This window comes from Acinetobacter sp. RG5 (assembly GCF_031844265.1).
Lineage (GTDB): Bacteria > Pseudomonadota > Gammaproteobacteria > Pseudomonadales > Moraxellaceae > Acinetobacter.
Genome location: NZ_JAUZUV010000003.1, coordinates 1 through 22,106 on the forward strand (window position 1 = coordinate 1; position 22,106 = coordinate 22,106).

Annotated in this window: 16 protein-coding genes and 1 pseudogene; 10 read left to right on the forward strand and 7 right to left on the reverse strand. The window is 45.8% G+C overall.

Features of this window, described 5'->3' with window-relative positions; genetic code table 11:
- Window positions 1–146 precede the first annotated feature (146 nt).
- The 3 genes from Q9R21_RS04100 to Q9R21_RS04110 all read left to right on the forward strand — a co-directional run bounded on the left by Q9R21_RS04100 (window position 147) and on the right by Q9R21_RS04110 (window position 4,918).
- Window positions 147–1,340, forward strand: a complete 1,194-nt coding sequence (locus tag Q9R21_RS04100; RefSeq protein ID WP_071851097.1) for an MFS transporter — start codon at window positions 147–149, stop codon at window positions 1,338–1,340.
- A 222-nt stretch (window positions 1,341–1,562) separates the two neighbouring features.
- Window positions 1,563–3,971: a YgiQ family radical SAM protein gene (locus Q9R21_RS04105; protein WP_004644879.1), complete on the forward strand. Its 2,409-nt coding sequence runs from the start codon at window positions 1,563–1,565 to the stop codon at window positions 3,969–3,971.
- Between the two features lie 398 nt (window positions 3,972–4,369).
- On the forward strand, window positions 4,370–4,918 hold the full coding sequence (locus tag Q9R21_RS04110; RefSeq protein ID WP_005108423.1) for a DUF2726 domain-containing protein: 549 nt from the start codon (window positions 4,370–4,372) through the stop codon (window positions 4,916–4,918).
- A 56-nt stretch (window positions 4,919–4,974) separates the two neighbouring features.
- Here Q9R21_RS04110 and Q9R21_RS04115 read toward each other — a convergent pair whose 3' ends face one another.
- The 6 genes and pseudogenes from Q9R21_RS04115 to mdtD all read right to left on the reverse strand — a co-directional run bounded on the left by Q9R21_RS04115 (window position 4,975) and on the right by mdtD (window position 11,237).
- Complete coding sequence (locus Q9R21_RS04115; RefSeq protein ID WP_005101539.1) at window positions 4,975–5,331, reverse strand: RidA family protein; 357 nt, start codon at window positions 5,329–5,331, stop codon at window positions 4,975–4,977.
- Window positions 5,321–6,631, reverse strand: coding sequence for a shikimate transporter (gene shiA, locus Q9R21_RS04120; protein ID WP_311203777.1), 1,311 nt, complete (start codon window positions 6,629–6,631; stop codon window positions 5,321–5,323). Before shiA ends, Q9R21_RS04115 begins: the two co-directional genes overlap by 11 nt.
- A gap of 222 nt (window positions 6,632–6,853) precedes the next feature.
- Window positions 6,854–7,909, reverse strand: a complete 1,056-nt coding sequence (gene dinB / locus Q9R21_RS04125) for a DNA polymerase IV (protein WP_005248454.1) — start codon at window positions 7,907–7,909, stop codon at window positions 6,854–6,856.
- Window positions 7,910–7,929: 20 nt separating this feature from the next.
- A pseudogene (locus Q9R21_RS04130) lies at window positions 7,930–8,946 on the reverse strand (MBL fold metallo-hydrolase).
- 53 nt (window positions 8,947–8,999) lie between these two features.
- A complete protein-coding gene (locus tag Q9R21_RS04135) occupies window positions 9,000–9,779 on the reverse strand; it encodes a GH25 family lysozyme (protein WP_004644887.1) in 780 nt (259 codons plus the stop codon).
- 66 nt (window positions 9,780–9,845) lie between these two features.
- Entirely contained in the window at window positions 9,846–11,237 is a 1,392-nt protein-coding gene (mdtD, locus tag Q9R21_RS04140; protein WP_195725454.1) for a multidrug transporter subunit MdtD, read from the reverse strand.
- A 178-nt stretch (window positions 11,238–11,415) separates the two neighbouring features.
- Here mdtD and Q9R21_RS04145 point away from each other — a divergent pair, with 178 nt between their 5' ends.
- A complete protein-coding gene (locus Q9R21_RS04145) occupies window positions 11,416–13,233 on the forward strand; it encodes a choice-of-anchor I family protein (RefSeq protein WP_404976558.1) in 1,818 nt (605 codons plus the stop codon).
- Between the two features lie 153 nt (window positions 13,234–13,386).
- Window positions 13,387–14,361, forward strand: coding sequence for a hypothetical protein (locus Q9R21_RS04150; RefSeq protein ID WP_005248449.1), 975 nt, complete (start codon window positions 13,387–13,389; stop codon window positions 14,359–14,361).
- Window positions 14,362–14,427: 66 nt separating this feature from the next.
- On the opposite strand, the gene Q9R21_RS04155 is transcribed toward Q9R21_RS04150, so the two are convergent.
- A complete protein-coding gene (locus Q9R21_RS04155; RefSeq protein WP_004732555.1) occupies window positions 14,428–15,048 on the reverse strand; it encodes a TIGR00730 family Rossman fold protein in 621 nt (206 codons plus the stop codon).
- A gap of 332 nt (window positions 15,049–15,380) precedes the next feature.
- On the opposite strand from Q9R21_RS04155, the gene Q9R21_RS04160 reads away from it, so the two are divergent.
- The 5 genes from Q9R21_RS04160 (at window position 15,381) to parC (ending at window position 22,035) form a co-directional block, all read left to right on the forward strand.
- Window positions 15,381–16,958, forward strand: coding sequence for a TerC family protein (locus Q9R21_RS04160; RefSeq protein WP_311203778.1), 1,578 nt, complete (start codon window positions 15,381–15,383; stop codon window positions 16,956–16,958).
- A 72-nt stretch (window positions 16,959–17,030) separates the two neighbouring features.
- Window positions 17,031–17,495: a YchJ family protein gene (locus Q9R21_RS04165; RefSeq protein WP_311203779.1), complete on the forward strand. Its 465-nt coding sequence runs from the start codon at window positions 17,031–17,033 to the stop codon at window positions 17,493–17,495.
- 61 nt (window positions 17,496–17,556) lie between these two features.
- Window positions 17,557–18,201 carry a trimeric intracellular cation channel family protein gene (locus Q9R21_RS04170; RefSeq protein WP_004732549.1) on the forward strand — a complete coding sequence of 215 codons (645 nt, stop codon included), beginning with the start codon at window positions 17,557–17,559 and terminating at the stop codon, window positions 18,199–18,201.
- Between the two features lie 129 nt (window positions 18,202–18,330).
- Complete coding sequence (locus Q9R21_RS04175; RefSeq protein WP_311203780.1) at window positions 18,331–19,650, forward strand: MFS transporter; 1,320 nt, start codon at window positions 18,331–18,333, stop codon at window positions 19,648–19,650.
- 165 nt (window positions 19,651–19,815) lie between these two features.
- Window positions 19,816–22,035, forward strand: a complete 2,220-nt coding sequence (gene parC, locus Q9R21_RS04180) for a DNA topoisomerase IV subunit A (protein WP_311203781.1) — start codon at window positions 19,816–19,818, stop codon at window positions 22,033–22,035.
- The last annotated feature ends 71 nt before the right edge of the window (window positions 22,036–22,106 follow it).

Consider the following 22,106-nt stretch of genomic DNA (forward strand, 5'->3'; position numbering starts at 1 on the left):
TAAACACCCCCGACCATAAGGCCGGGGGTGTTTTTTTTATGCGTGGGATTTTAGTCAAATAACAGTTGTTTATGTGCTATTTCGACTGAAACATCACATAAAAACAAAATTGAGAGGCGTATACTGAACCGGTCTATGGAGCGGATATGTCCTCAAATTCATCTTCAAGCCATATTGAATATGGCTCTTCTGCTTTTAAAGCAGTGCTTTTTTCCTTATTTCTTGCTGGCTTTGCCATTTTTTCATCACTGTATTGCGTACAGCCCATGATGCCGATTCTGGCTGATTATTTCCAGGTCAGCCCGACTCAAAGCAGTTTCCCTTTATCTTTTTCTACCATTGCCTTGGCAGTTGGTCTTATTTTTACTGGGCTGATCTCGGACCGATTTGGTCGTAAGCCGATTATGGTCTGGTCTCTATTTTCAGTCTCAGTATTATTACTATTAAGTGCAATATTGCCGATCTGGTCCGTGTTTCTGACCACACGAGTAATGATTGGATTGACAGTCAGTGGTGTCGCTGCGGTCGCGATGACTTATATCGGGGAAGAAATTGCAGAAAAAGATATCGGTTTTGCCATGGGCTTATATATTTCTGGCACAGCGATAGGTGGTATGGGAGGGCGTTTAATTGCCGGAGTTTTAGTTGATTTTATCTCTTGGCAATCTGCTACTTTGTTGATTGGTATTTTAAATCTCTGTATTGCAGGCTTATTTTATTACCTATTACCCGCTTCGCAACATTTTAAAGCCTATCCAATCAAGCTCAATCGTTTTAAAAACTCATTTAGACACAATCTGGCTGATCCGAAACTTCGGGTTTTATTCCTGCAAGGTTTTATCTTGATGGGCTGCTTTGTCTCGGTATTTAATTATCTGAGTTATCGCTTGATCCAAGCGCCATTTGAGTTATCTCATGTCTGGATTGGCGTGATTTCAATTACTTATTTGGCTGGTATTTATAGCTCCCCTCGAGCAGCACATTGGGGACGGCATTATGGCAAATTCAATATATTGGCAGCCATGATCCTGATGATGCTTGTGGGCTTGGCGCTGATGCTGATCAATCAGTTGGTTATTGTTTTTATCGGATTGCTGATTTTTACTTTTTCTTTTTTCGCTGCCCATTCGACTGCCAGTAGCTGGGTGTCGATCCAGTCCTTACAGTATCGGGCAGTCGGTTCGTCGCTGTATTTATTTTGCTATTACCTGGGTTCAAGTGTGTGGGGGAGCTCAAGCGGATTGGTGTGGGAGAACTATGGCTGGATAGGATTAACTGTGTTTATTGCCGCATTATTATTGACTGGTTTGTCATTTAGTTTAAAACTCCGTTCAAATTAGAGATTATTTCCAAGCTTTTCTCCTCATAAATAAAATAAATTTCTTTTTTGATATATTTAAACTTTAGATTCAAGTGATAAATAAAGCGTGATTCAGTTAGTCTCTGATTTTGTATAAATTATAATCAAGCAAGCTAGAGCTGATTCATGGTAAAATAATCGGCTTTCATCTTTGATCTTATTTTTAGATCTCCTACCATCTGCCAGCCGAGAATTGCTAGCCATGTCTACTGCTTATACCATGCAGACTGCGCCAAAAGCGTTGTTTGATTACGACAAATATTGGGCGTCTTGTTTTGACCCTGCGCCATTTTTGCCGATGTCACGCGAGGAAATGGATCAACTCGGCTGGGACAGCTGTGATTTTATTTTAGTTTGTGGCGATGCTTATATCGATCATCCATCTTTCTGTTCAGGCATTATTGGCCGTACCCTAGAAGCACAAGGCTTCCGTGTCGGCATTATTGCACAGCCAGACTGGACCAGCGTGGATGCGTTCCGCGTTCTGGGTAAACCGAATATTGCTTGGGGTGTAACAGCAGGGAATATGGATTCTATGATCAACCGTTATACGGCTGACCGTAAAATCCGTTCTGATGACGCCTATTCACCAGACAACCAGCCAAACAAACGTCCAGACCGTGCGGCAACCGTGTATTGTCAGCGTGTTCGTGAAGCTTATCCAGATGTACCGGTATTGCTCGGCGGTATTGAAGCATCGTTACGTCGTATTGCACACTATGATTACTGGTCAGACAAAGTCCGTCGTTCAGTCTTGATGGATTCGAAAGCCGATCTTTTGATGTACGGTAATGGTGAGCGTTCAATCACTGAAATTATGCATCGTCTGGCGCGTGGCGAGAAAATTCACGAGATTACTGATGTTCGCGGTACAGCGTTTATTGTGAATAAACACAACCGTGCCTCTAAAGCCAAATTTGTGGAAATTGCATCGAATGATGTGGATGCGATTGGCCGTGTTGATCCAATTATTAACCCTTATGTCATGACTGAAGATATCGAGGGTTGTGAGATTGAACAAGGGAAGGATTCTAGCCAGTACCAAGGTTTCCAAAAAGAACATGTAGCCAATCCGATTGTGCGAGCAGGGGATGACTTAGATCCTGATACGCAAATTGTGCAACTGCAACCGGCTTCTAAAGCGATTAAACATAAGTTGCCGCCGCGCGAATTGGCCGTAATTCGTTTGCCTGCTTTTGAAGAAGTTGCTGCAGATCCAGTGCTTTATGCACATGCCAACCGTATTCTGCATCTGGAAACCAATCCGGGGAATGCGCGTGCCATGGTGCAAAAGCATGGTGAACGTGATGTCTGGTTGAATGCACCGCCAATTCCGTTGACTACCGAAGAAATGGATTACGTGTTTGACCTGCCTTATGCACGTCTGCCGCACCCTGCTTATGGCAATGCACGTTTCCCGGCATTCGACATGATCAAGTTCTCTGTGAATATCATGCGTGGCTGTTTTGGTGGCTGTACCTTCTGTTCAATTACGGAACATGAAGGTCGTATTATTCAGAACCGTTCTGAAGAATCAATTCTGCGTGAAGTGGAAAAAATCCGTGATACGGCTCCAGGCTTTACTGGCATTATCTCGGACCTGGGTGGCCCAACAGCCAATATGTACCGTCTGGCATGTAAAGATCCTGAGATTGAAAAGAACTGTCGTAAACCGTCATGTGTATTCCCGGGCGTGTGCCAAAACCTGCATACCGACCATGCGCCATTGACGCAGTTATATCGTAAAGCACGTTCTTTACCAGGCATTAAAAAAATTCTGATTGGTTCAGGCCTACGTTATGACCTTGCGGTTTTAAACCCTGAATATGTCAAAGAACTTGTCACCCATCATGTCGGTGGTTACTTAAAAATTGCGCCTGAACATACCGAGAAAGGTCCACTCAATAAAATGATGAAGCCGGGTATTGGTACCTATGACCGCTTCAAGCAAATGTTTGATCGTTACAGTAAAGAAGCCGGTAAGGAACAATACTTGATTCCTTACTTCATCGCGGCGCATCCGGGCACCACCGATTACGACATGATGAATCTGGCGATTTGGTTGAAGAAGAATGGTTTTCGTGCCGATCAGGTACAGACCTTCTATCCATCACCGATGGCGACTGCAACTACTATGTATTACACGGGTAAAAACCCGCTGGCGAAAGTGGCGCGTTATACTGAAAATGTTGACATTGTGAAAGGTGAGAAGCGTCGTCGTTTGCACAAAGCTTTCTTGCGTTATCATGATTCAAACAACTGGCCTTTACTGCGTGAAGCCCTGAAAGAAATGGGTCGTCAGGATTTGATTGGTAACTCGAAACAGCATTTGATTCCGACTTATCAGCCTGTAGGCAGTGCAGACGGTCAGTATCAATCGGCGCGTAAGAAAAACTCGACGGTTGCCGGTGATTCGCAAAAACGTACTGGTGAGCAAGGGAATCGTAGCAAGGCTGCACAAGCTCAGTCTCGTCCTTCAAATACCAAGAAACGTCCTGAACGTGGGCAAATTCTGACCCAGCACACAGGTTTGCCGCCGCGTGAAACAGGCGATGCCAAAAAACCGTTTGGTGGGCCAAAGCCTAAAGCGAAGCCCAAATCACGTGCATAATTAAGTTAATAAAAAGACACTTCGGTGTCTTTTTTTAGCTCTTGGGTAAAGTAACGTAGCCTGAGCTTGTTCGTTGAAAGTGTAAAAGAATATATTATTTGCATTAAGTTCTTTAAAAAAGTGATATAAAAATAACACTTTGTCGGAATTGTCCTACAGTTGGGCAGATATGTATTGCGATCAATTCCATGGATGTTTTAGAGTGCATTATCAGTACTTTAAATCCACTTTCATTGGCATCCAGAGAGATGTCACTTTAGGTAACACAGAATCGAGTTTTGATACCAGTTGTATGGGTATTTAAACAGATTAGTTGTTAGCTCTATTTAAAATAAAGCGTGGGTTTATACTGCACAACAATAAAACAAAAATGATTATAAGAATGCAAGGATTTAGGCATGACCACCTATATTATGATTGGGAGTTTCCTGCTCTTCTGTGTCGTGCTCATGGCATGGAAAAAGCTCGGAAATAATTCCAAACCACAAGACAGCGCGTTAAAGCAGCGTGCTATTTTTAACCTGAATGAGCAATTGACCTTCACTCGCCTGAGAGAAGTATTACCTGAATACATTATTCTGGCACATGTTTCCTATGATGCCTTAATGACGACTAAATTTAACCGGACTCGACATAAGTACCGCAACCTGACTGCAGATTTTGTAATTCTGGACCAACAGCACCAGATTCTGGCCGTGGTGGGAGTGGATGATCCCTTAATCTTAAAGCGTCCCCAGCAGACGGGTTTTCAGGATGCATTACTAACCATGGCCGGTTATCGGGTGATTCGCTACGAGGATGTGCCGGAATATTATCAGTTGCGCCAGGACTTCTTGCAGGAGCAAGCGCAAATGCAGAAAATGCCCAAATATACAGTTAGCAATGATCTGAAAAAATATTATTTATATTCGGATTTAGAGCGCAGTAAAATTAAAGCAGTCGGTTAAAACAAAAAAGCATGCCAGAAGCATGCTTTTTTTTTATGAGTATCGATCTTGAAACATTATTCCGGTTTAACCGCCACGACGGTCAGCTCGACCAATACCCGTGGATCATAGAGTTTTGCTTCGACACAGGTACGAGGCAGGGCTTCGATATCAGCGACCCAGGCATCCCAGACTTCATTGAAGGCTGCATAATCCTTTTCAATATCTTTCAAATAGATAGTTACCGACATGATGTGACTTTTGTCTGTGCCGGCATCTGCCAGAAACTGGTCAATAATATCTAAAGTCTGTTGGGTTTGCCCTTTAATATCCAGTTCGACATCTGTGGCCAGCTGGCCGGCAAGATGCACCAGATTACCGGCAATAGCAATTTCCGAAAAGCGTTTCGAGACGTGTAAACGTTCAACTGTCATGTTGTTCATCCTGAGTTTTGGGCATCAGGGCTGCGACCAGTGCAGTCAGCAGACAACCCACCGCCAGATAGATGGCTACATAATGCCATGAACCATCCGCCCAAATCACCAGTGCCGCTGCAATAAATGGGGTAAAACCACCCCCAATGATGCTCGCCACCTGATAGCCAACTCCGGCACCGCTGTAGCGGTATTCTGTGCCAAACAGGGAGGTGAAAATCGGTTGATGGACACTGACCACCATATCGTGTGCGACGTTCGCCAGTAAAATTGCCCCCATGATAATCATCCAGGTGTTTTGTGCATCGAGCGCCATAAAGAATGGAAAGGCTGAAAGCGCACCAATCAAACCACCCCAGACACACATTTTCTGATGATTGAATTTATCCGCCAGCCAGGCAAAGAAGGGAATACTGAAACAGCTAATGGCCCCGACCATCAGGGTGATATTCAGAAAGAACTGTTTGTCCATGCCCAGGTTACTGGTGGAATAGTTCAGGGCAAAGTTGGTAACCAGATACATGGTCAGCAATTCAGTCAGACGTAAGGCAATGATATAAAAGAAAGCTTTTGGATGTTTGCTAATCGCTTGCAAGATCGGCAGCTTTTCTGGTTGATGATCAGCTTTCACCACCTTTTCTACAAATTCCTGAGATTCATCCTGATCACGGCGAATCCACATGGCAATGCCGATCAACACGATACTGGCTAAAAAGGGAATACGCCATGCCCAGTCCGCAAAAGCTTCTTCACCCAGTGTCGCAATAATAATGGAGACTGCACCGGTCGCCAGAACCAGACCGACGCCGTAACCGACCTGAACGCCACTGCTGTAAAAGGCCTTTTTTCCTTTTGGCGCATTTTCTACGGCCATGAGTGCTGCACCGCCCCATTCACCACCGACAGCAAAGCCTTGCAAGGCCCGAAAAAACACCAGCAGTACCGGTGCCCACCAGCCAATCGCTTCAAAATTTGGCAGCAAACCAATCCCGACCGTGGAAATTCCCATCAGGACTACCGTAAGTACCAGCATTTTCTTGCGGCCGAGCTTGTCACCAAAGTGACCAAATACCACACCACCTAATGGACGAAACAGGAAGCCGACCCCGAATGTGGCTAGTGCCGCCAGGGTGCCCATATTCTCGCCAATACTGGGGAAAAACTGATCTTTAAAAATTAAGGCTGCAACAATGCCGTAAAGGAGAAAATCATACCAATCGACAACAGCACCAACAAAACTAGATAACGCAGCTTTACGTGCGCGTTGTTCTTGAACAATAGAAGAATTTACAGAAGACATGCAGGAGGGGATTCCATGAGTTACATCAGAGTTGCCCTGTAATATTCGGATTTGATCGTCACGCTAATCACAGGACATCATGCTGAAAGTAAAGGTGATTTTCAGCATCTCGGCACATACATGGATAATGCATTGCGCAGATAGAGTACTCTAAAAAATCAAAATGTAAAAACAAAGTTGCCGTATTTTTAAACTGATGCCTAAAACATGATCAAAAAAGGTTTAGAGTAGCAATAACTGGGTTTCAGTTTCGGGGACGCTGAGCTGATACACGCCGACGCCGATCAGCCGAAATTGCATCTGCGGAGCAATATGCAGGTCGTCGAGCAGTAAGTCCAAGGCTTGGGCTAATTCCTGTGGGCTACGCAGCACCTGTTTAAAACTTTTACTGTGTTGCATCACCTGAAAGTTCTTGAGTTTTAATTTGACCGTAACGCCGCGAGCCGAAAGCTGTTTCTTTTGCAGGCTTTGCCATACTTGTCCAAGTAAAGGTTCCCAATAGGGGCGACATTGGTTTAGATGAAGGTCATCATCAAAAGTGGTTTCTTTGGAAATTTGCTGGCGCTCCCGTTCCACCTCAACCGGTCGTTCATCAATGCCTTGAGCATACAAAAATAGCCGCCGGCCATATTTGCCAAAATGCTGAATCAGCAAGGCTTCATCAATTTGCTGTAAATCGCCTAAAGTTTCTAGATTCAGGCTTTTCAGTTTTTCCTGAGTGACTTTTCCGACGCCGGGAATTTTTTTCAGTGGCAAATCCTGGATAAAACGCTGTACTTGTGACGGCTTAATCACACAGATGCCATTCGGTTTGTGCCAGTCCGAAGCAATTTTAGCGAGAAACTTGTTGGGCGCTACACCAGCAGAAGCAGTTAATCCGGTGGCTTGAAAAATATCCTCGCGAATTCGCATGGCGACTTCGGTAGCACTTGGGATTTGTTTTAAATTTTCTGTGACATCCAGAAAGGCTTCATCTAGAGACAGTGGTTCAATCAGGGAAGTATATTGTTGGAAGATCTGATGAATCTGTGCCGATACCTGCCGGTATTTGGCAAAATCTGGCTCAATCACGATAACTTGAGGACACAGTTTGCGCGCCTGCCCCATGGACATGGCAGAACGCAGGCCATAAACCCGTGCCGGATAGGAGGCAGCCGCGACCACCGCCCGAGGATGATGCGAGGCTATCACCACAGGTAAGTCTTTCAGTTCTGGACGTTCACGCAGCTCAACCGAGGCATAAAACGCATCCATATCGAGATGAATAATTTTGCGCATGTTCGCTATCTTAAGGGGCTTTAATCGGATTGGGAAGCGAAGGCTGAGTTGAGTAAATAGGGTTGCGGTCCGCTGAGCAGAATGACTTTTGTCCCTTGTGTCTCGGCAGCCTGAATCAGAAGTTGCAAACTTTTTGGAGTGTCATCGGCAAGACGGGGTAAAAATTGCAGCGGCTGGTTTAACGGCTGAAAAAAATCATCCCAATGCACCGGAATCACCACTTTGAGCTTGAGGAGGTTCAGGGTTTAAGCCAGATATTGCTGCTGATAGGCATCGGATTGTCTGGAAAGCTGGGCAATGCCTAAAAACAGGGTGTCGACTTTCAGATGCTGCAATTGCTCTGGAATAAATCCGGTACTGGCCTTGACCAGAATTTTATGTCCTGCATGCTCAATCAGGTAGTCGAAACTGCCACCTTCCTTAAATTCGGAAAATTTAGCCGGAAGAGTTAAAGGCCGCAGCAGCTCTTCGCCTAAATCATCATTTATCGCTGTGGGCGGGGTATGTTGTGAGGGAATTGCCGTGGTCTGGAAATGTCCCCATTGCTGTACTTGCCCAGGCTTAATCGGCTGTAATTGCTGTGGAGTAACTTTGGGATTTGCCCGGGCGATATTCAGGGTGCTCGGCGAACCGACCACAGCAGTTTCGGGAAGCATCTCTAGTAAAGCCGGGACATCCAGAACATGATCATAATGAGAATGACTGACCAGAATGGCTTGGGTTCGGCTCAATTCATGGCATTGTACCAGTTGTTCTAAGAGCAGCTTATCACTTTGAATAGGTCGAGTAATTACTTGCCGCAAAGATGGCCGGCTAAAGAAACCATCGATCAGGATCTGATCGTGGCCATCATCGAGTAACAGGGTGGACACACCAAAAAATTTGACTGTAAGCCCGTGAACGGATATACCGGTTTGCGGCTGCCACGCTTTAAAGTCACTAACCTTGCCCGAAGCTTGCAACAGATAAGCCAGCATACCCGCGATGAGTAGGAGTAGAATCACCAGACCGAGTAAAATGCCTTTTATCCATTTCAATCTTTTTATTTCCTTGTTGTTTTTATAAAGAACTTGTTTTCAGGCGATTAGCTTTATTTCGCTTTATTCTCAGATGAAGGTACTACAATTGCATTCTTTTTGAGAAAATCCAGCCATTGCTGTTCTGAGCCATAAAAAACATTCAGGTCTACCGGTGTGGTAATACCGGGAATTTTCCCCTGACTGGTATGTTGCCAAAACGTCCATTTAGGCTGATCTTTTAAATCAGGCAGACCTTTGTATTCACGTACCCAGAGTGGTACGTTAGGAAAGTGTCCTGCCAGTACAATATTATAAAAAGCTTTAGAAATATAGAAAATCGGCTGCTTGCCATAATGCTTTTTCAGGGCATCGTGCATCACCTGAATTTCGTTTAAAAGCTGCTCTTTAGAATAGGTATTGATGCATTTGCTGTCATATTCCAGATCAATTACTGGCGGTAAGGCATCCGGTTTATTGGGTACGGAGTCAATAAAATTCTGGGCTTGAATGCTGCCATCGCGGCAGAGCCGGTAAAAATGATAGGCACCGACCAAAAAGCCGCGTTCACGTGCTTTCAACCAATTTTCCTGAAAACGGGTATCTTTAAAGTCGCCGCCTTCAGTGGCTTTCAGATAAACAAAACGGTATTTTTCAGGCGAAATCTGCTGCCACTGAATCTCTTTTTGATGATGCGATACATCAAAACCCTGAATAGGATAATCGGCTGCATGGGCAGACGGTGCTTTCATCAGGCACAGATAAACCATGGCGATCGTAATCACAGTGATCAGTATGCCCAGCCCAATCAAGAGCGATTTATGAACTCTGTTCGGAGCCTGATTTTTTTGCATTTTCAGTCCTTGCCTATATGTGATTTAGCCTAAAACTTACAATCAGCCCAAAGTGAATATAGCGCATCAAACCGGGGTATTTTTAGGAATATGCCAGAAAATATAGGCCGCAATAATATTGATGCAGCCTAAACAGATCAGTGACACATGAAAAGCAGCCACCAGATTGTCGGCGCCGTAATAGGCACTCAGCATGTTCACCAGTGTTCCTGCCAGTGCCACCCCGATACTCATCGACAGCATCATGATCATCGACAGGAAACTGTTGCCGCTACTGGCATCCTGCTGGCTTAAGTCCTTTAAGGTCAGGGTATTCATCGACACGAATTGCAGTGAATTTAAAATGCCGAAGATAAAGAAATGAATCGCACGGAGCCAGATAGGGGTTTCCGCTGTGGTTAGGGCAAAACTGGCAATACACAGACCCACCAGCAAAGTATTGACCAGCAAGACACGGCGATAGCCAAAACGCTGAATGATGTTGCGGATAATCGGTTTGGAGGCCAGCGAACCGAGCACAGTCGGAATCATCAATAAACCGGTAATAAAAGGTTCAAAACCGAATGCGACTTGCAACATCAGAGGCAATAAAAACGGAATCGAGTTGCCGCCGAGACGGGCAAAGAAATTACCCAAAATGCCAATCGCATAAATTTTATTTTTAAACAGCTGGCTGCGAAACAGCGCGTTGCTATGCGTATGTGAATGATAGGCATAAATCAGGGTGGCCAATAAACCGGCCAGAATCAGGCTGAGGCTCCACCACAGCGAGTTGTGTGGACTGGCAAAATTTTCAATTCCGAGACAGAGGCCCACCATGGCCACGACCAGCAAGATAAAGCCCCAATAATCAAAATGGGCGACTGTAGGTTCAAGTACATTCGGCATGGCCTTAAAGGTAATCAGTGCGCCCAGCAAGCCAATCGGCAGATTGATCAGGAAAATCCAGTGCCAGGACAGATATTCGACCATCCAGCCACCTAGGGTCGGGCCAATCAACGGACCAATCAGACCGGCCAGACTCATCAGACTCATGGCGGCCAGAAATTGGGTACGGGGAATGATCTTCAGCATCGCCAAACGGCCGACCGGTAGCAATAATGCACCACCGATCCCTTGAAAGATCCGGTACACCAATAATTCATTCAGGCTACTTGACCAGGCACAGCCCAAAGAGGCCAAAGAGAAAATAATAATCGCAGCAAAATAGGTATTTCTGACCCCGAACCGGTCTGCCAGCCAGCCACTTAAGGGAATGCAGGCCGCCACAGACAGCACATAAGCCACGACCACACTGTGCATGCGTAGCGGATCTTCCTGCAAATTTTGGGCAATTGCAGGTAAGGCGGTATTAATAATGGTGGTATCCAGCCCCTGCATGAAAAAGCCAATCGAGACCAACAAGACCAACAATCTAAACTCGGGATCTAAGGCTTGATGCGTAGGCGTGGCATTCATAATTCTGGAAAACTGAAAATTTTTAATAGTTTAAAGGAATCAGCCGAGTCTGTCGTATATAAAGCGTTTCAACTTTTATAGCAGTGTTGTGTCAAGGAACTGCAACCGATCTGTCATGGCACTGCAATGCTCTGGTTATAAATTGGTCACGAATTCTTCATGATAGATCAACAAAAAAATGAAATTAAAATTAAAGTCTTTGATAGTGGCCATGCTGGCTGTGGGGATGGTGGCATGTGGAAGTGAGAATGAAAATGAAACACCGGTTCCAATCGTCGAGGCTACACCGAACTCGATCGAGTTAAGCAAATTAGCTGCTTATGAATCGGGTATGTTTGCGCAAAGTGCAGCAGAAATTCCGGCCTTTGATGCCGAGAGTCAACGCCTATTCGTGGTCAATGCCAAAGAAGGCGTATTGGATGTACTGGATTTAAGTCAACCTGATCAGCCGAAAAAAATAACATCTATCACGGTCGATGACATTGCGCCAGAGGCTGAGGTCAACAGTGTCGCGGTACATAATGGCATTGTCGCCATTGCGATTCAGGCTGCTGTGAAAACCGATCCTGGCTATGTGGCCTTATATCAGGCCAAAGACCTGAGTAAGCTGGCCCACGTACAGGTGGGTGCCTTGCCGGACATGTTGACTTTCACACCGGATGGTCAAAGCTTGCTGGTGGCCAATGAAGGCGAGCCTTCTGATGATTATCAGGTCGATCCAGAAGGTTCAGTGTCTGTCATTAGTCTGGCCAATTTAAAAGCCCCGATCGTTCGTACAGCAGACTTTAAGGCCTTTAATGGATGGGAAGCAGCATTGCGTGAACAGGGCATCCGCATTTTCGGACCAAAGGCCAGCACAGCTCAGGATTTTGAACCTGAGTACATCACTGTTTCAAAAGATGGAAAAACTGCTTGGGTTGCCTTACAGGAAAACAATGCCTTGGCCAAAATTGATGTGGCTTCTGCCAAGGTGCTCGCTGTTTATCCATTTGGCTTTAAAGATCATGGCATGAAGGGTCATGGTATGGATGTCAGCGATGCGGATGGTGTCGAGGGTAAAGGCAAAATCGATATTCAAACTTGGGCCAATGTCCGTGGCTTATATATGCCAGATGCGATTGCAAGTTTCGAGGTCGCGGGTAAAACCTATATTGTGTCTGCCAATGAAGGCGATGCCCGTGCCTGGGGTGAAAACAATCCTGCATATTTCAATAACGATACCAGCCAAGGCTTTGTAGAAGAATGGCGGGTGAAACACTTGGTGCATGCTAAAGGCTTTGACCGCCGTCTGGGTGATGATTTACCAGCTCATCTTCGGGTATTGGCCAAAGGTGCAGAACTCAATCCAACTAACTTTGCCTACTGCGGTGCTATTGTAGGGGATGCCAAAGACTGCCGTGAAGATCATCTGTTGGGCCGTTTAAATATTACGTGGACCGAAGGCTATCAAAAAAATGCCGATGGTACAGCCAAACTGAATGAACGGGGCAATCTGGTCTATGATCATTTATATAGCTTTGGTACACGCTCGGTCAGTATCTGGGTGGAAAATGATCAGCAGACCGGTTTAGAACTGGTATGGGATTCGGGCGATCAGTTTGAGCAGTATATTGCCAAACATCATCCTGAGATTTTCAACTTTAATCATGAAGAAGCCGGACTGGATAATCGCAGTGACAATAAAGGGCCGGAACCTGAAGGGGTGGCCTTGGGGCAGATTGGTCAAAAAACCTTTGCCTTTATTGGGCTGGAGCGTGTCGGTGGCATCATGGTCTATGATGTGTCTACACCTGCATCACCAATCTTCGTGCAATATATTAATTCACGTGATTTTAAAGCAACCACAGCGCAGATTGAAATGGGACAAGCCGGTGATTTAGGACCGGAAGGTTTGGTATTTATCCCCGCCAAAGACTCCCCGAATAAGAAACCACTCTTGGTGGTCGGCCATGAAGTCAGTGGCAGCACCACGATTTATCAATTAAATCTCAAGTAACCAAAAGCTTTTAGACTCAGGGCACTTCGGTGCTCTTTTTTGTAAGGTGACCGCATATATGACATTTTTGTCATTAAAATGAAATAAAACCGTCATAATCTTGGGCCAACTTTTCAGCAATGCTGAAATCTCCTCGCGTATAGGTTTGTTTTTATGACAATCGAGATTTTGATGGTGATCGGCTTTTGTTTAGCCGCTTACTCTATTGTCGGAAATGATGTACCTCAAACCCTAGGGACATTTATTTCTTCGAATTCACATCGCCCATGGTGGGTGTTGTGGATTTATATCAGCTCAATTTTAATTGTCGTATTGGTCTATGGTTGGTATGCATCTGGGGTGGGTGATGCCTCATACGGTCGTTTAGAAACGATTCCTTTCCCTGAAGGTGGTATTACCTGGCTGTATATTGTGCCGCCAATTCTCCTGTTACTACTAACCAGATACGGGATTCCAGTCAGTACCACCTTCCTGGTGCTTACGATTTTCTCTCCTGCCAGCTTAGGCTCGATGATGGTCAAATCGATGATGGGCTACGCCGTGGCCTTTATTGTGGCGATTGTCATCTATCGTTTTGTGGTCAAGCAGCTGGCACGCCATTTTGCCAAGACACGTCATCAGGAACACTCCAAGGTCTGGATGGGCTTGCAATGGGTCTCTACCGGTTTCCTGTGGAGCCAATGGCTGATTCAGGATCTGGCTAACATCTTCGTGTATGTGCCACGTCAGGTGCCGTTTGAATTCCTGATGTTTGCGATTACGGTATTCGTAGTCTTGCTGGGTGTGATTCTGTATCAACGTGGCGGGGCTATCCAAAACATTGTCGACACCAAAACCGGTGTGACCGACATTCGTGCTGCAACGATTATCGACTTCATGTATGCCATTATCCTGTTAGTTTTTAAAGAGTGGAGCAACATTCCAATGAGTACCACCTGGGTATTCCTGGGATTACTCGCAGGTCGTGAATTTGCCATGTCGATGATTCTGGATGAAGTCAACAAACATCGTACTTCACGTAATGTCAGTGCAGATGCCATGAAACTGATGTTCGGTCTGGCCATGTCGGTCATTCTGGCAACAACTTTGCCGATGTTTTATGACTTTGTGACGAATTATGGTCAATAAGTCCTGATATTAAAAATCCAATAAAAAAGCGAGCCAGGTGCTCGCTTTTTTCTTAATTGGAACGGTTTAAACCACAAATCTTTGCGGATGGCCTAAATTGGTTAAAGTTGTATAAATTTCTTCTTCGTGTTCGCAAATGATCAGTTTGGCGCGATGCTGTGGCGGTAAAAAACCATCTTCGACCGCACGGTCCAGCTGTGCAATCAAGGCATCATAGAAACCATTCACGTTATACAGCATCATCGGTTTCTGGTGCTGGTTCAGCTGCCCCCAGGTGGCAATTTCCAGAATTTCCTCAAACGTGCCCAGTCCACCCGGTAGTGCTACAAAGGCACAGGCCCGCTCAGCCATCATAGCCTTGCGTTGATGCATGCTGGTCACCACATGTAATTCAGTGAGCTGGTTATGGGCAATTTCATAATCCAGCATAAATTCGGGAATCACCCCAACGGCTTCACCGCCGTGCTGGATCATGGCATCCGCGACCTGTCCCATCAGGCCGATACTGGCGCCACCATAGACCAGTCCGAAACCATGTTCTGCCAGTCCTTGCGAGAGATGAATGGCTTTTTCTAAATAAACCGGTTTGTTGCCTGCACGTGAACCACAATAGAGTGCCACTAGAGGGCGAGTTGTTTTTGGGGAGTTGTCTTTAAAATAATCTGTCATTTGAATTACGCTTTGCATTTATTTTCTTCACCTTATCATTTTTCTTTCTTGTGACTCTAGCTTAATTAATAAATATGACAATTCTGTGAGCAGCTGCATTTTCACTGCATTACAGCCAGGCAAAATTCATCGATAAACAGCCATGAAAAAGGGTGAATTTCGATTTGATCTTGCTATACTAAAAATTGGTTTCACAACAATAGAACGAAAATGGGTAGTGGTAGTTGGCCGTGTAACTCTATAAATCGCCGTCAAGTAATTGGTATTGTTCAATATCAAAAATATTATGCTGTTTCATTACAGTCTCGGTTCATTCAATGCTGCAGTCCTGAGTTTCAGGAGCCAAGCGTATGATCTTTGAATGGATGTCGGATCCTTCAGCCTGGGTCGGTTTACTCACATTAATTGTTCTTGAGATTGTACTCGGGATCGACAATCTGGTTTTTATTGCCATTTTGGCGGAGAAACTGCCACCAGAACAGCGTAATACGGCGCGGATTGTCGGCTTAATGCTGGCCCTGCTGATGCGTTTGATCTTACTGGCCTCGATTGCCTGGGTAGTGACCCTCACTGATCCACTATTCCACATCTTTGATCATGCTTTCTCAGGTCGAGATCTGATTCTATTGTTTGGTGGGGTGTTCCTGCTGTTTAAAGGCACCATGGAACTGCATGAGCGTCTGGAAGCCAAACCGGTCATCAAAGAAGAAAATCCGGTCCATGCAGTATTCTGGATGGTGATTGTCCAGATCGTGGTGCTGGATGCCGTTTTCTCATTGGACAGTGTGATTACTGCGGTTGGCATGGTTAAAGACCTGTCAGTCATGATGATTGCCGTGATTATTGCCATCGGGATTATGCTCTGGGCATCCAAAGCCCTGATGGATTTCGTCAACAGGCATCCGACCGTAGTGATTCTGTGTCTGGGCTTCCTGATGATGATCGGTTTCTCGCTGGTGGTCGAAGGCTTCGGTTTCCATATTCCGAAAGGCTATCTGTATGCTGCGATTGGTTTCTCGGTGATTGTCGAATTTATTAACCAGACCATGAAACGCAATCAGGAAAAAATGGTGACTACTACGGATATGCGCTACCGTACTGCTTCAGCAGTGATGCGGATGCTGGGTGGTAAACCTGCTCAGGACAATGATTCTTCTGAACCGGAAGATGTTCTGGCAACCCGTGCCTTTGCCGATGAAGTCTTTAATGATGACAATGGCATCTATCATAGTGTCATGGTACAGGGCGTACTGGGTCTGTCTGAACGTCCGGTCAAATCAGTGATGACACCGCGTCCTGAGCTAGAATGGATTGATCTGGACAATGATGCTGACAGTATCAAAGAACAGTTATTGCAGATGAGTCATTCACGTCTGATCGTTGCACGTGGTGAACTGGACAATATTGCCGGGGTGGTACTGACCCATAAAGTCCTGAATGAATACATTGAAACCGGGGTGCTGGATTTTGAAAAGCACTTACGTGAACCGGTGATCGTGCATGAAAATGCCCAGGTACTGATGGTGATGGAGCAATTGCGTCAGGCTCCATTGCAAATGGCGATTGTCCTGAATGAATATGGTTCGATTGAAGGGATTGTCACGCCAATTGATATCCTTGAAGCAATTGCCGGTGAATTTCCGGATGAAGATGAGCTGCAAGCTGCCGCAGAAAGCCTGGAAGATGGCAGCCTGATTCTGGATGGTTCCACTGATATTCGTCATGTTTCGTTGCTGCTGGATCGTGATCTGGTCAATGAAACCGAAGAATATTCAACCTTGTCTGGCTATGTGTTATTCCATATGGCACGTTTACCGCATAGCGGTGAAAAGTTTGAAGCAGACGGGCATATCTTTGAGGTCGTCACCATGGACGGTCATAAGATCGACAAAGTGCATATCATTCCGCAGCTTCCTGCACAGGACTAGACTCTAGTCATGTTTGGTCTTTAAAGTTTGCTAAAATAGCCCGCATTGTCGGGCTATTTTTATGGAACTAAAATGTCAGAAGCATGTCCATGTGGACAAGGCGAATATCACAGCTGTTGTCAGCCGCTGCATGCAGGAAAACAGATCGCAGAGACTGCACAGCAACTCATGCGTTCCCGTTACAGTGCCTTCGCCAAGCATGAAATCGATTATATCAAAACCACGACTGCGCTGGGTCAGCAACAGGCGCTGGACCTGCAAGCGATTAGTGATTGGAGTAAAGCCAATCAGTGGTTAAAAGTTGAAATTGTTCAAGCCAATGAAAAAATAGATAAAAATCATGCCTTAGTCGAGTTTAAGGCACATTATCATGATGGCAAGCAGGCACAGGTGCATCATGAAGCTTCGCATTTTGTGAAGTTTGAAGGTCGCTGGTATTTCCTGGATCCGACTACAGACCAGAGCATCACCATGAAACAGGCCTGTATTTGTGGCTCGGGGAAAAAATTTAAGCAATGTTGTGCCGGATTCTTATAACTTTCACACAGATTTAGCTTAGAATAGCCGCCATCTCAAAGCCTCAGGTGGAAGCAGGGCGATGTTACTGACCGTCATCTATATTATTGCAATTACCGCTGAAGCCATGACCGGTGCACTGTCCGCTGGCCGGCGCAGCATGGACTGGTTTGGCGTGATGATTATTGCCTGTGTTACTGCACTGGGTGGTGGTTCGGTCCGCGATGTTCTGCTTGGACATTATCCCTTGACCTGGGTCAAACATCCCGAATATCTGGTGCTGACCTGTTGCGCAGCCTTCGTCACTATCCTGATTGCCAAATGGATGCGACAGTTACGTAATGTCTTCCTGGTGCTGGATGCCTTGGGCCTCATTGGCTTTACCATTATTGGCTGCCAGATTGCCCTGGAAATGGGACATGGTTTTGTGGTCAGCGCCGTCGCGGGTGTTTTGACCGGAGTGTCTGGCGGGATTTTGCGTGACATTTTATGTAATGACGTGCCGCTGGTGTTCCGCCGTGAACTGTATGCCAGTATTGCCTTTGTTTCAGTGATCTTTTACTGGCTCTGTAGCCACTACGGCTTGTCGCAGGATCTGACGATTATTTCTACCCTGATTTTTGGTTTTAGCTTACGTCTGATCGCCATCTATTTTGGTCTGGAAATGCCAAAATTCATTTATAAAGAAGATGATGAACACTCGGCATCCTCCAAAGACGAATCCTGAGGGTTAATCTTGTTGCATGCGGTAATAAAAATAACCGTATTTGGCACAATTCGTAGTATAAAAAATATAAAGTAGCCCACCTGTTGAGAAAGCAGCATCTCCCGTTCCACCTGATCAGAGATTTTTGTTATGGATTTAGTTTCTCGCATACAACGCTTACCGATTGGTAAGTTTCACTATACCTTGCTGGTGGTGATTGGGCTGGGCTGGATGTTTGATGCCATGGATACCGGATTGATTTCCTTTATCCTGGCAAAAATGGCTGAAGACTGGCAGATGACTGCCGATCAGAAAAGCTGGGTGGTATCCATCGGTTTTGTTGGCATGGCGATCGGGGCGATTTGTTCAGGTGGTCTGGCAGACCGTTTTGGCCGTAAAACTGTCTTTGCTGCGACCCTGGTCATTTATAGCCTGGCCACTGCAGCTTGTGCTTTTGCACCGAATCTGACCTGGCTGCTGGTATTCCGTTTTATCGTTGGTTTAGGCTTGGGTGGTCAGTTACCCGTGGCCGTAACGCTGGTCAGTGAATATATTCCTGCACATGTGCGTGGCCGTTTTATTGTCTTGCTGGAAAGCTTCTGGGGGCTGGGCTGGTTAGTTGCAGCTTTAGTATCGCGCTTTGTCATTCCTGATTTTGGCTGGCAAACCGCTTTCATGATCGGTGGTCTGCCTGCACTGTATGCCATCGTGATCTGGAAAATGGTGCCGGAATCTATTCCTTTCCTGATTAACCGTGGTCGTATAGAGGAAGCTTCGGCACTGGTCAAAAAGATTGAGCGTCAATGTGGCGTTCAAGTCTATGAAATTTTTGAAGTGAAACCAGTCGCAGAGAAGCAGCATATTTCATTTTCCCAGCTATGGTCGGGTATCTTTGCGCGCCGTACGCTCATGCTCTGGCTGATCTGGTTCGGTATTATTTTCTCTTATTATGGCATTTTTACCTGGTTGCCAAGCTTACTGGTCAAAGAAGGCTATAGCATCGTACAGTCATTTGAATATGTGCTGATTATGATTCTGGCGCAGTTGCCCGGTTATCTGGTGGCGGCATGGCTGGTTGAAAAACTCGGTCGTAAGCCGACTCTGGCCGGTTTTATTGGCATGTGCGCGATCTCGGCCTATTTCTTTGGCCAGTCGGGTAGTGTTACTGAAATCGTGATTTGGGGCTGTCTGATGTCCTTCTTTAATCTGGGCGCCTGGGGCGTACTCTATACTTATACGCCGGAACAATATCCGACCAATATCCGTGCCTTTGGTTCAGGCTGGGCCGGGGCTGTTGGCCGGATTGGCGGTATCGCGGCACCTTTTGCTGTAACCCATCTGATGGGTATGCCGAATGGCTTTAGCTATGTCTTTACCATGTTTACGGCAGTTCTGGTCGCTGTCGCGATTGTGATTCTGGTCTTGGGTGAAGAAACCAAAGGCAAGACCCTCGAATCGATGGGCTTATAAAGGGAATGATTTTTTAGTTGCTTAGGGCCTATAAAGTGGATATTTTTAGGCCATAAGACACAAATTGTCGCGCTGAACGATTTGATGCCCTTGTTTCATCTACAGCCACGACTTAGCATAAGAAACATTGATACAAAAACGAATTATTTAGGACTATAGGTTGTTATGACAAGCCTTGCGCATCATGCGACAGAAAACCGCTCCGTAGCAGAATTTACCGAACAAGCTTATCTGAATTACGCCATGTACGTGATTATGGATCGGGCACTCCCTCATATTAGCGATGGCCTGAAACCGGTACAGCGCCGGATTGTCTATGCCATGAGTGAGCTGGGCCTGAAATGGACCAGCAAACCGAAGAAATCGGCACGTACTGTTGGTGACGTATTGGGTAAATACCATCCGCATGGTGACTCGGCCTGTTATGAAGCCATGGTGCTGATGGCACAGCCCTTTAGTTATCGTTACCCGTTTATTGAGGGACAGGGCAACTGGGGTTCACCCGATGATCCAAAGTCTTTCGCAGCGATGCGTTATACCGAAGCCAAGCTTTCCCAGTACAGTGAACTATTACTGTCTGAGCTGGGTCAGGGCACCTGTGAATGGCAGGACAACTTTGATGGTTCGATGAAAGAACCGGTGAATTTGCCAGCCCGTGTACCGAACATCTTGCTGAATGGCACCACTGGTATTGCTGTCGGTATGGCCACAGACATTCCACCGCATAACCTGCGTGAAGTGGTCAAAGGGACGATTGCGCTAATTCGTAATCCGAACCTGACCGATGAAAAAATCGCAGAATATATTCCTGCGCCAGACTTGCCGACCAAAGCCGAAATTATCACCCCGCCTGCTGAGCTGTTAAAAATTCAGACCACAGGTCGTGGCAGTTATCGCATGCGTGCGGTCTATAGCGTCGATAAAAACGAAATTATTATCACGGAACTACCGTATCAGGTGTCAGGTTCCAAAATCATCACTCAGATTGCCGATCAGATGCAGGCCAAGAAACTGCCTTTGGTCAGCGATGTACGGGATGAATCGGATCATGCCAATCCCACCCGTTTGGTTATTGTCCTGCGTTCGAATCGTATTGATGCCGAATCGGTGATGAGTCACTTGTTTGCCACCACCGATCTGGAATCCAGTTATCGTGTCAATATGAACATGATTGGTGCCGATGGCCGTCCACAGGTGAAATCAATTCGTCGTATTTTGCTGGAATGGATTGAAATCCGTAAAACCACGGTAACACGCCGTCTGCAATATCATCTGAACAAGATCGAAAAACGCCTACATATTCTCGGCGGTCTGATCATTGCTTATCTGAATATTGACGAAGTGATTCAGATTATTCGTGAAGAAGATCAGCCAAAACCAGTTTTGATGCAGCGTTTTAATATTGACGAGATTCAGGCCGAAGCGATTCTAGAACTAAAATTGCGTCATTTAGCCAAGCTTGAAGAAATGGAAATGCGCCGTGAGCAGGAAGAACTGGAAGCAAAAGCGGCAGTAATTCGTGAACAACTGGCCAATCCAGAATCTTTAAAAAACCTGATCATTGCTGAACTGAAAGACGATGCCAAGAAATTTGGTGATGATCGCCGTTCGCCAATCGTGCAGCGCGCTGAAGCGGCGGCAATTAATGAAAATGAAATGTTGCCGGCCGATCCTGTAACAGTGGTGTTATCAGAAGCTGGCTGGATTCGCTGTGCCAAAGGTCATGAAGTCGATGCAGAAAATCTGAATTTCCGTGCCGGTGATCAGTACTTGAGTCATGCACAGGGCAAATCCAACCAACGCGTTTATGTATTAGATGACACTGGGCGTAGCTATGCCTTGGCCATCAATACGTTGCCGTCTGCGCGTGGTCTGGGCGAACCGCTCAGTTCAAAACTGTCTCCAGGCAGCGGGGTAGGTTTTAAACAGGTTCTGGTGGCAGAGGATGAAACTGAAATTCTAGCAGCAAGCAACAAAGGCTATGGCTTTAAAACCCAGGCCAAGCAGCTGGATACCAGTGCCAAAGCCGGAAAAGCTTTCCTGAATTTATCTGAAGGGGCAGAGGTCATGAACCTGCAGCCGCTCGAAGATGCTACACATGTTGCACTGCTCAGTTCAGCAGGACGTCTGTTGATTGTCGATTTAGCAGAATTACCTGTATTGAACAAAGGTAAAGGAAATAAATTGATACAACTTGAAGATGGTGATCAAATTTTGTCCATGACACTATTGAAGCTTGATGAAATAATTCAAGTGCTTGCAGGACAACAGCAGTTAAAATTAAAAGGGGATGATTTGCGCAAATATATCGGCAAGCGCGGTGCAAAAGGACAGCTTTTACCACGCGGATATCAAAAAGCAAATAAACTGTTGATTCAAAGATAAGACTAGCATCCATCCTGCGAAATACGTTATATATGAACAACGATTCAACAAGATGGATGCAATATCGCACA

Excerpts from the sequence above, each read along its gene's own strand:
- Q9R21_RS04105 (WP_004644879.1), top strand. The coding sequence starts at position 1,563 with ATGTCTACTGCTTATACCATGCAGACTGCGCCAAAAGCGTTGTTTGAT.
- dinB (WP_005248454.1), bottom strand. The coding sequence starts at position 7,909 with ATGCGCAAAATTATTCATCTCGATATGGATGCGTTTTATGCCTCGGTT.
- Q9R21_RS04145 (WP_404976558.1), top strand. The coding sequence starts at position 11,416 with ATGAAATTAAAATTAAAGTCTTTGATAGTGGCCATGCTGGCTGTGGGG.
- Q9R21_RS04135 (WP_004644887.1), bottom strand. The coding sequence starts at position 9,779 with ATGCAAAAAAATCAGGCTCCGAACAGAGTTCATAAATCGCTCTTGATT.
- Q9R21_RS04175 (WP_311203780.1), top strand. The coding sequence starts at position 18,331 with ATGGATTTAGTTTCTCGCATACAACGCTTACCGATTGGTAAGTTTCAC.
- Q9R21_RS04110 (WP_005108423.1), top strand. The coding sequence starts at position 4,370 with ATGACCACCTATATTATGATTGGGAGTTTCCTGCTCTTCTGTGTCGTG.
- Q9R21_RS04165 (WP_311203779.1), top strand. The coding sequence starts at position 17,031 with ATGTCAGAAGCATGTCCATGTGGACAAGGCGAATATCACAGCTGTTGT.
- parC (WP_311203781.1), top strand. The coding sequence starts at position 19,816 with ATGACAAGCCTTGCGCATCATGCGACAGAAAACCGCTCCGTAGCAGAA.
- shiA (WP_311203777.1), bottom strand. The coding sequence starts at position 6,631 with ATGTCTTCTGTAAATTCTTCTATTGTTCAAGAACAACGCGCACGTAAA.
- Q9R21_RS04155 (WP_004732555.1), bottom strand. The coding sequence starts at position 15,048 with ATGCAAAGCGTAATTCAAATGACAGATTATTTTAAAGACAACTCCCCA.
- Q9R21_RS04115 (WP_005101539.1), bottom strand. The coding sequence starts at position 5,331 with ATGACAGTTGAACGTTTACACGTCTCGAAACGCTTTTCGGAAATTGCT.
- Q9R21_RS04160 (WP_311203778.1), top strand. The coding sequence starts at position 15,381 with ATGATCTTTGAATGGATGTCGGATCCTTCAGCCTGGGTCGGTTTACTC.
- Q9R21_RS04150 (WP_005248449.1), top strand. The coding sequence starts at position 13,387 with ATGACAATCGAGATTTTGATGGTGATCGGCTTTTGTTTAGCCGCTTAC.
- Q9R21_RS04170 (WP_004732549.1), top strand. The coding sequence starts at position 17,557 with ATGTTACTGACCGTCATCTATATTATTGCAATTACCGCTGAAGCCATG.
- Q9R21_RS04100 (WP_071851097.1), top strand. The coding sequence starts at position 147 with ATGTCCTCAAATTCATCTTCAAGCCATATTGAATATGGCTCTTCTGCT.
- mdtD (WP_195725454.1), bottom strand. The coding sequence starts at position 11,237 with ATGAATGCCACGCCTACGCATCAAGCCTTAGATCCCGAGTTTAGATTG.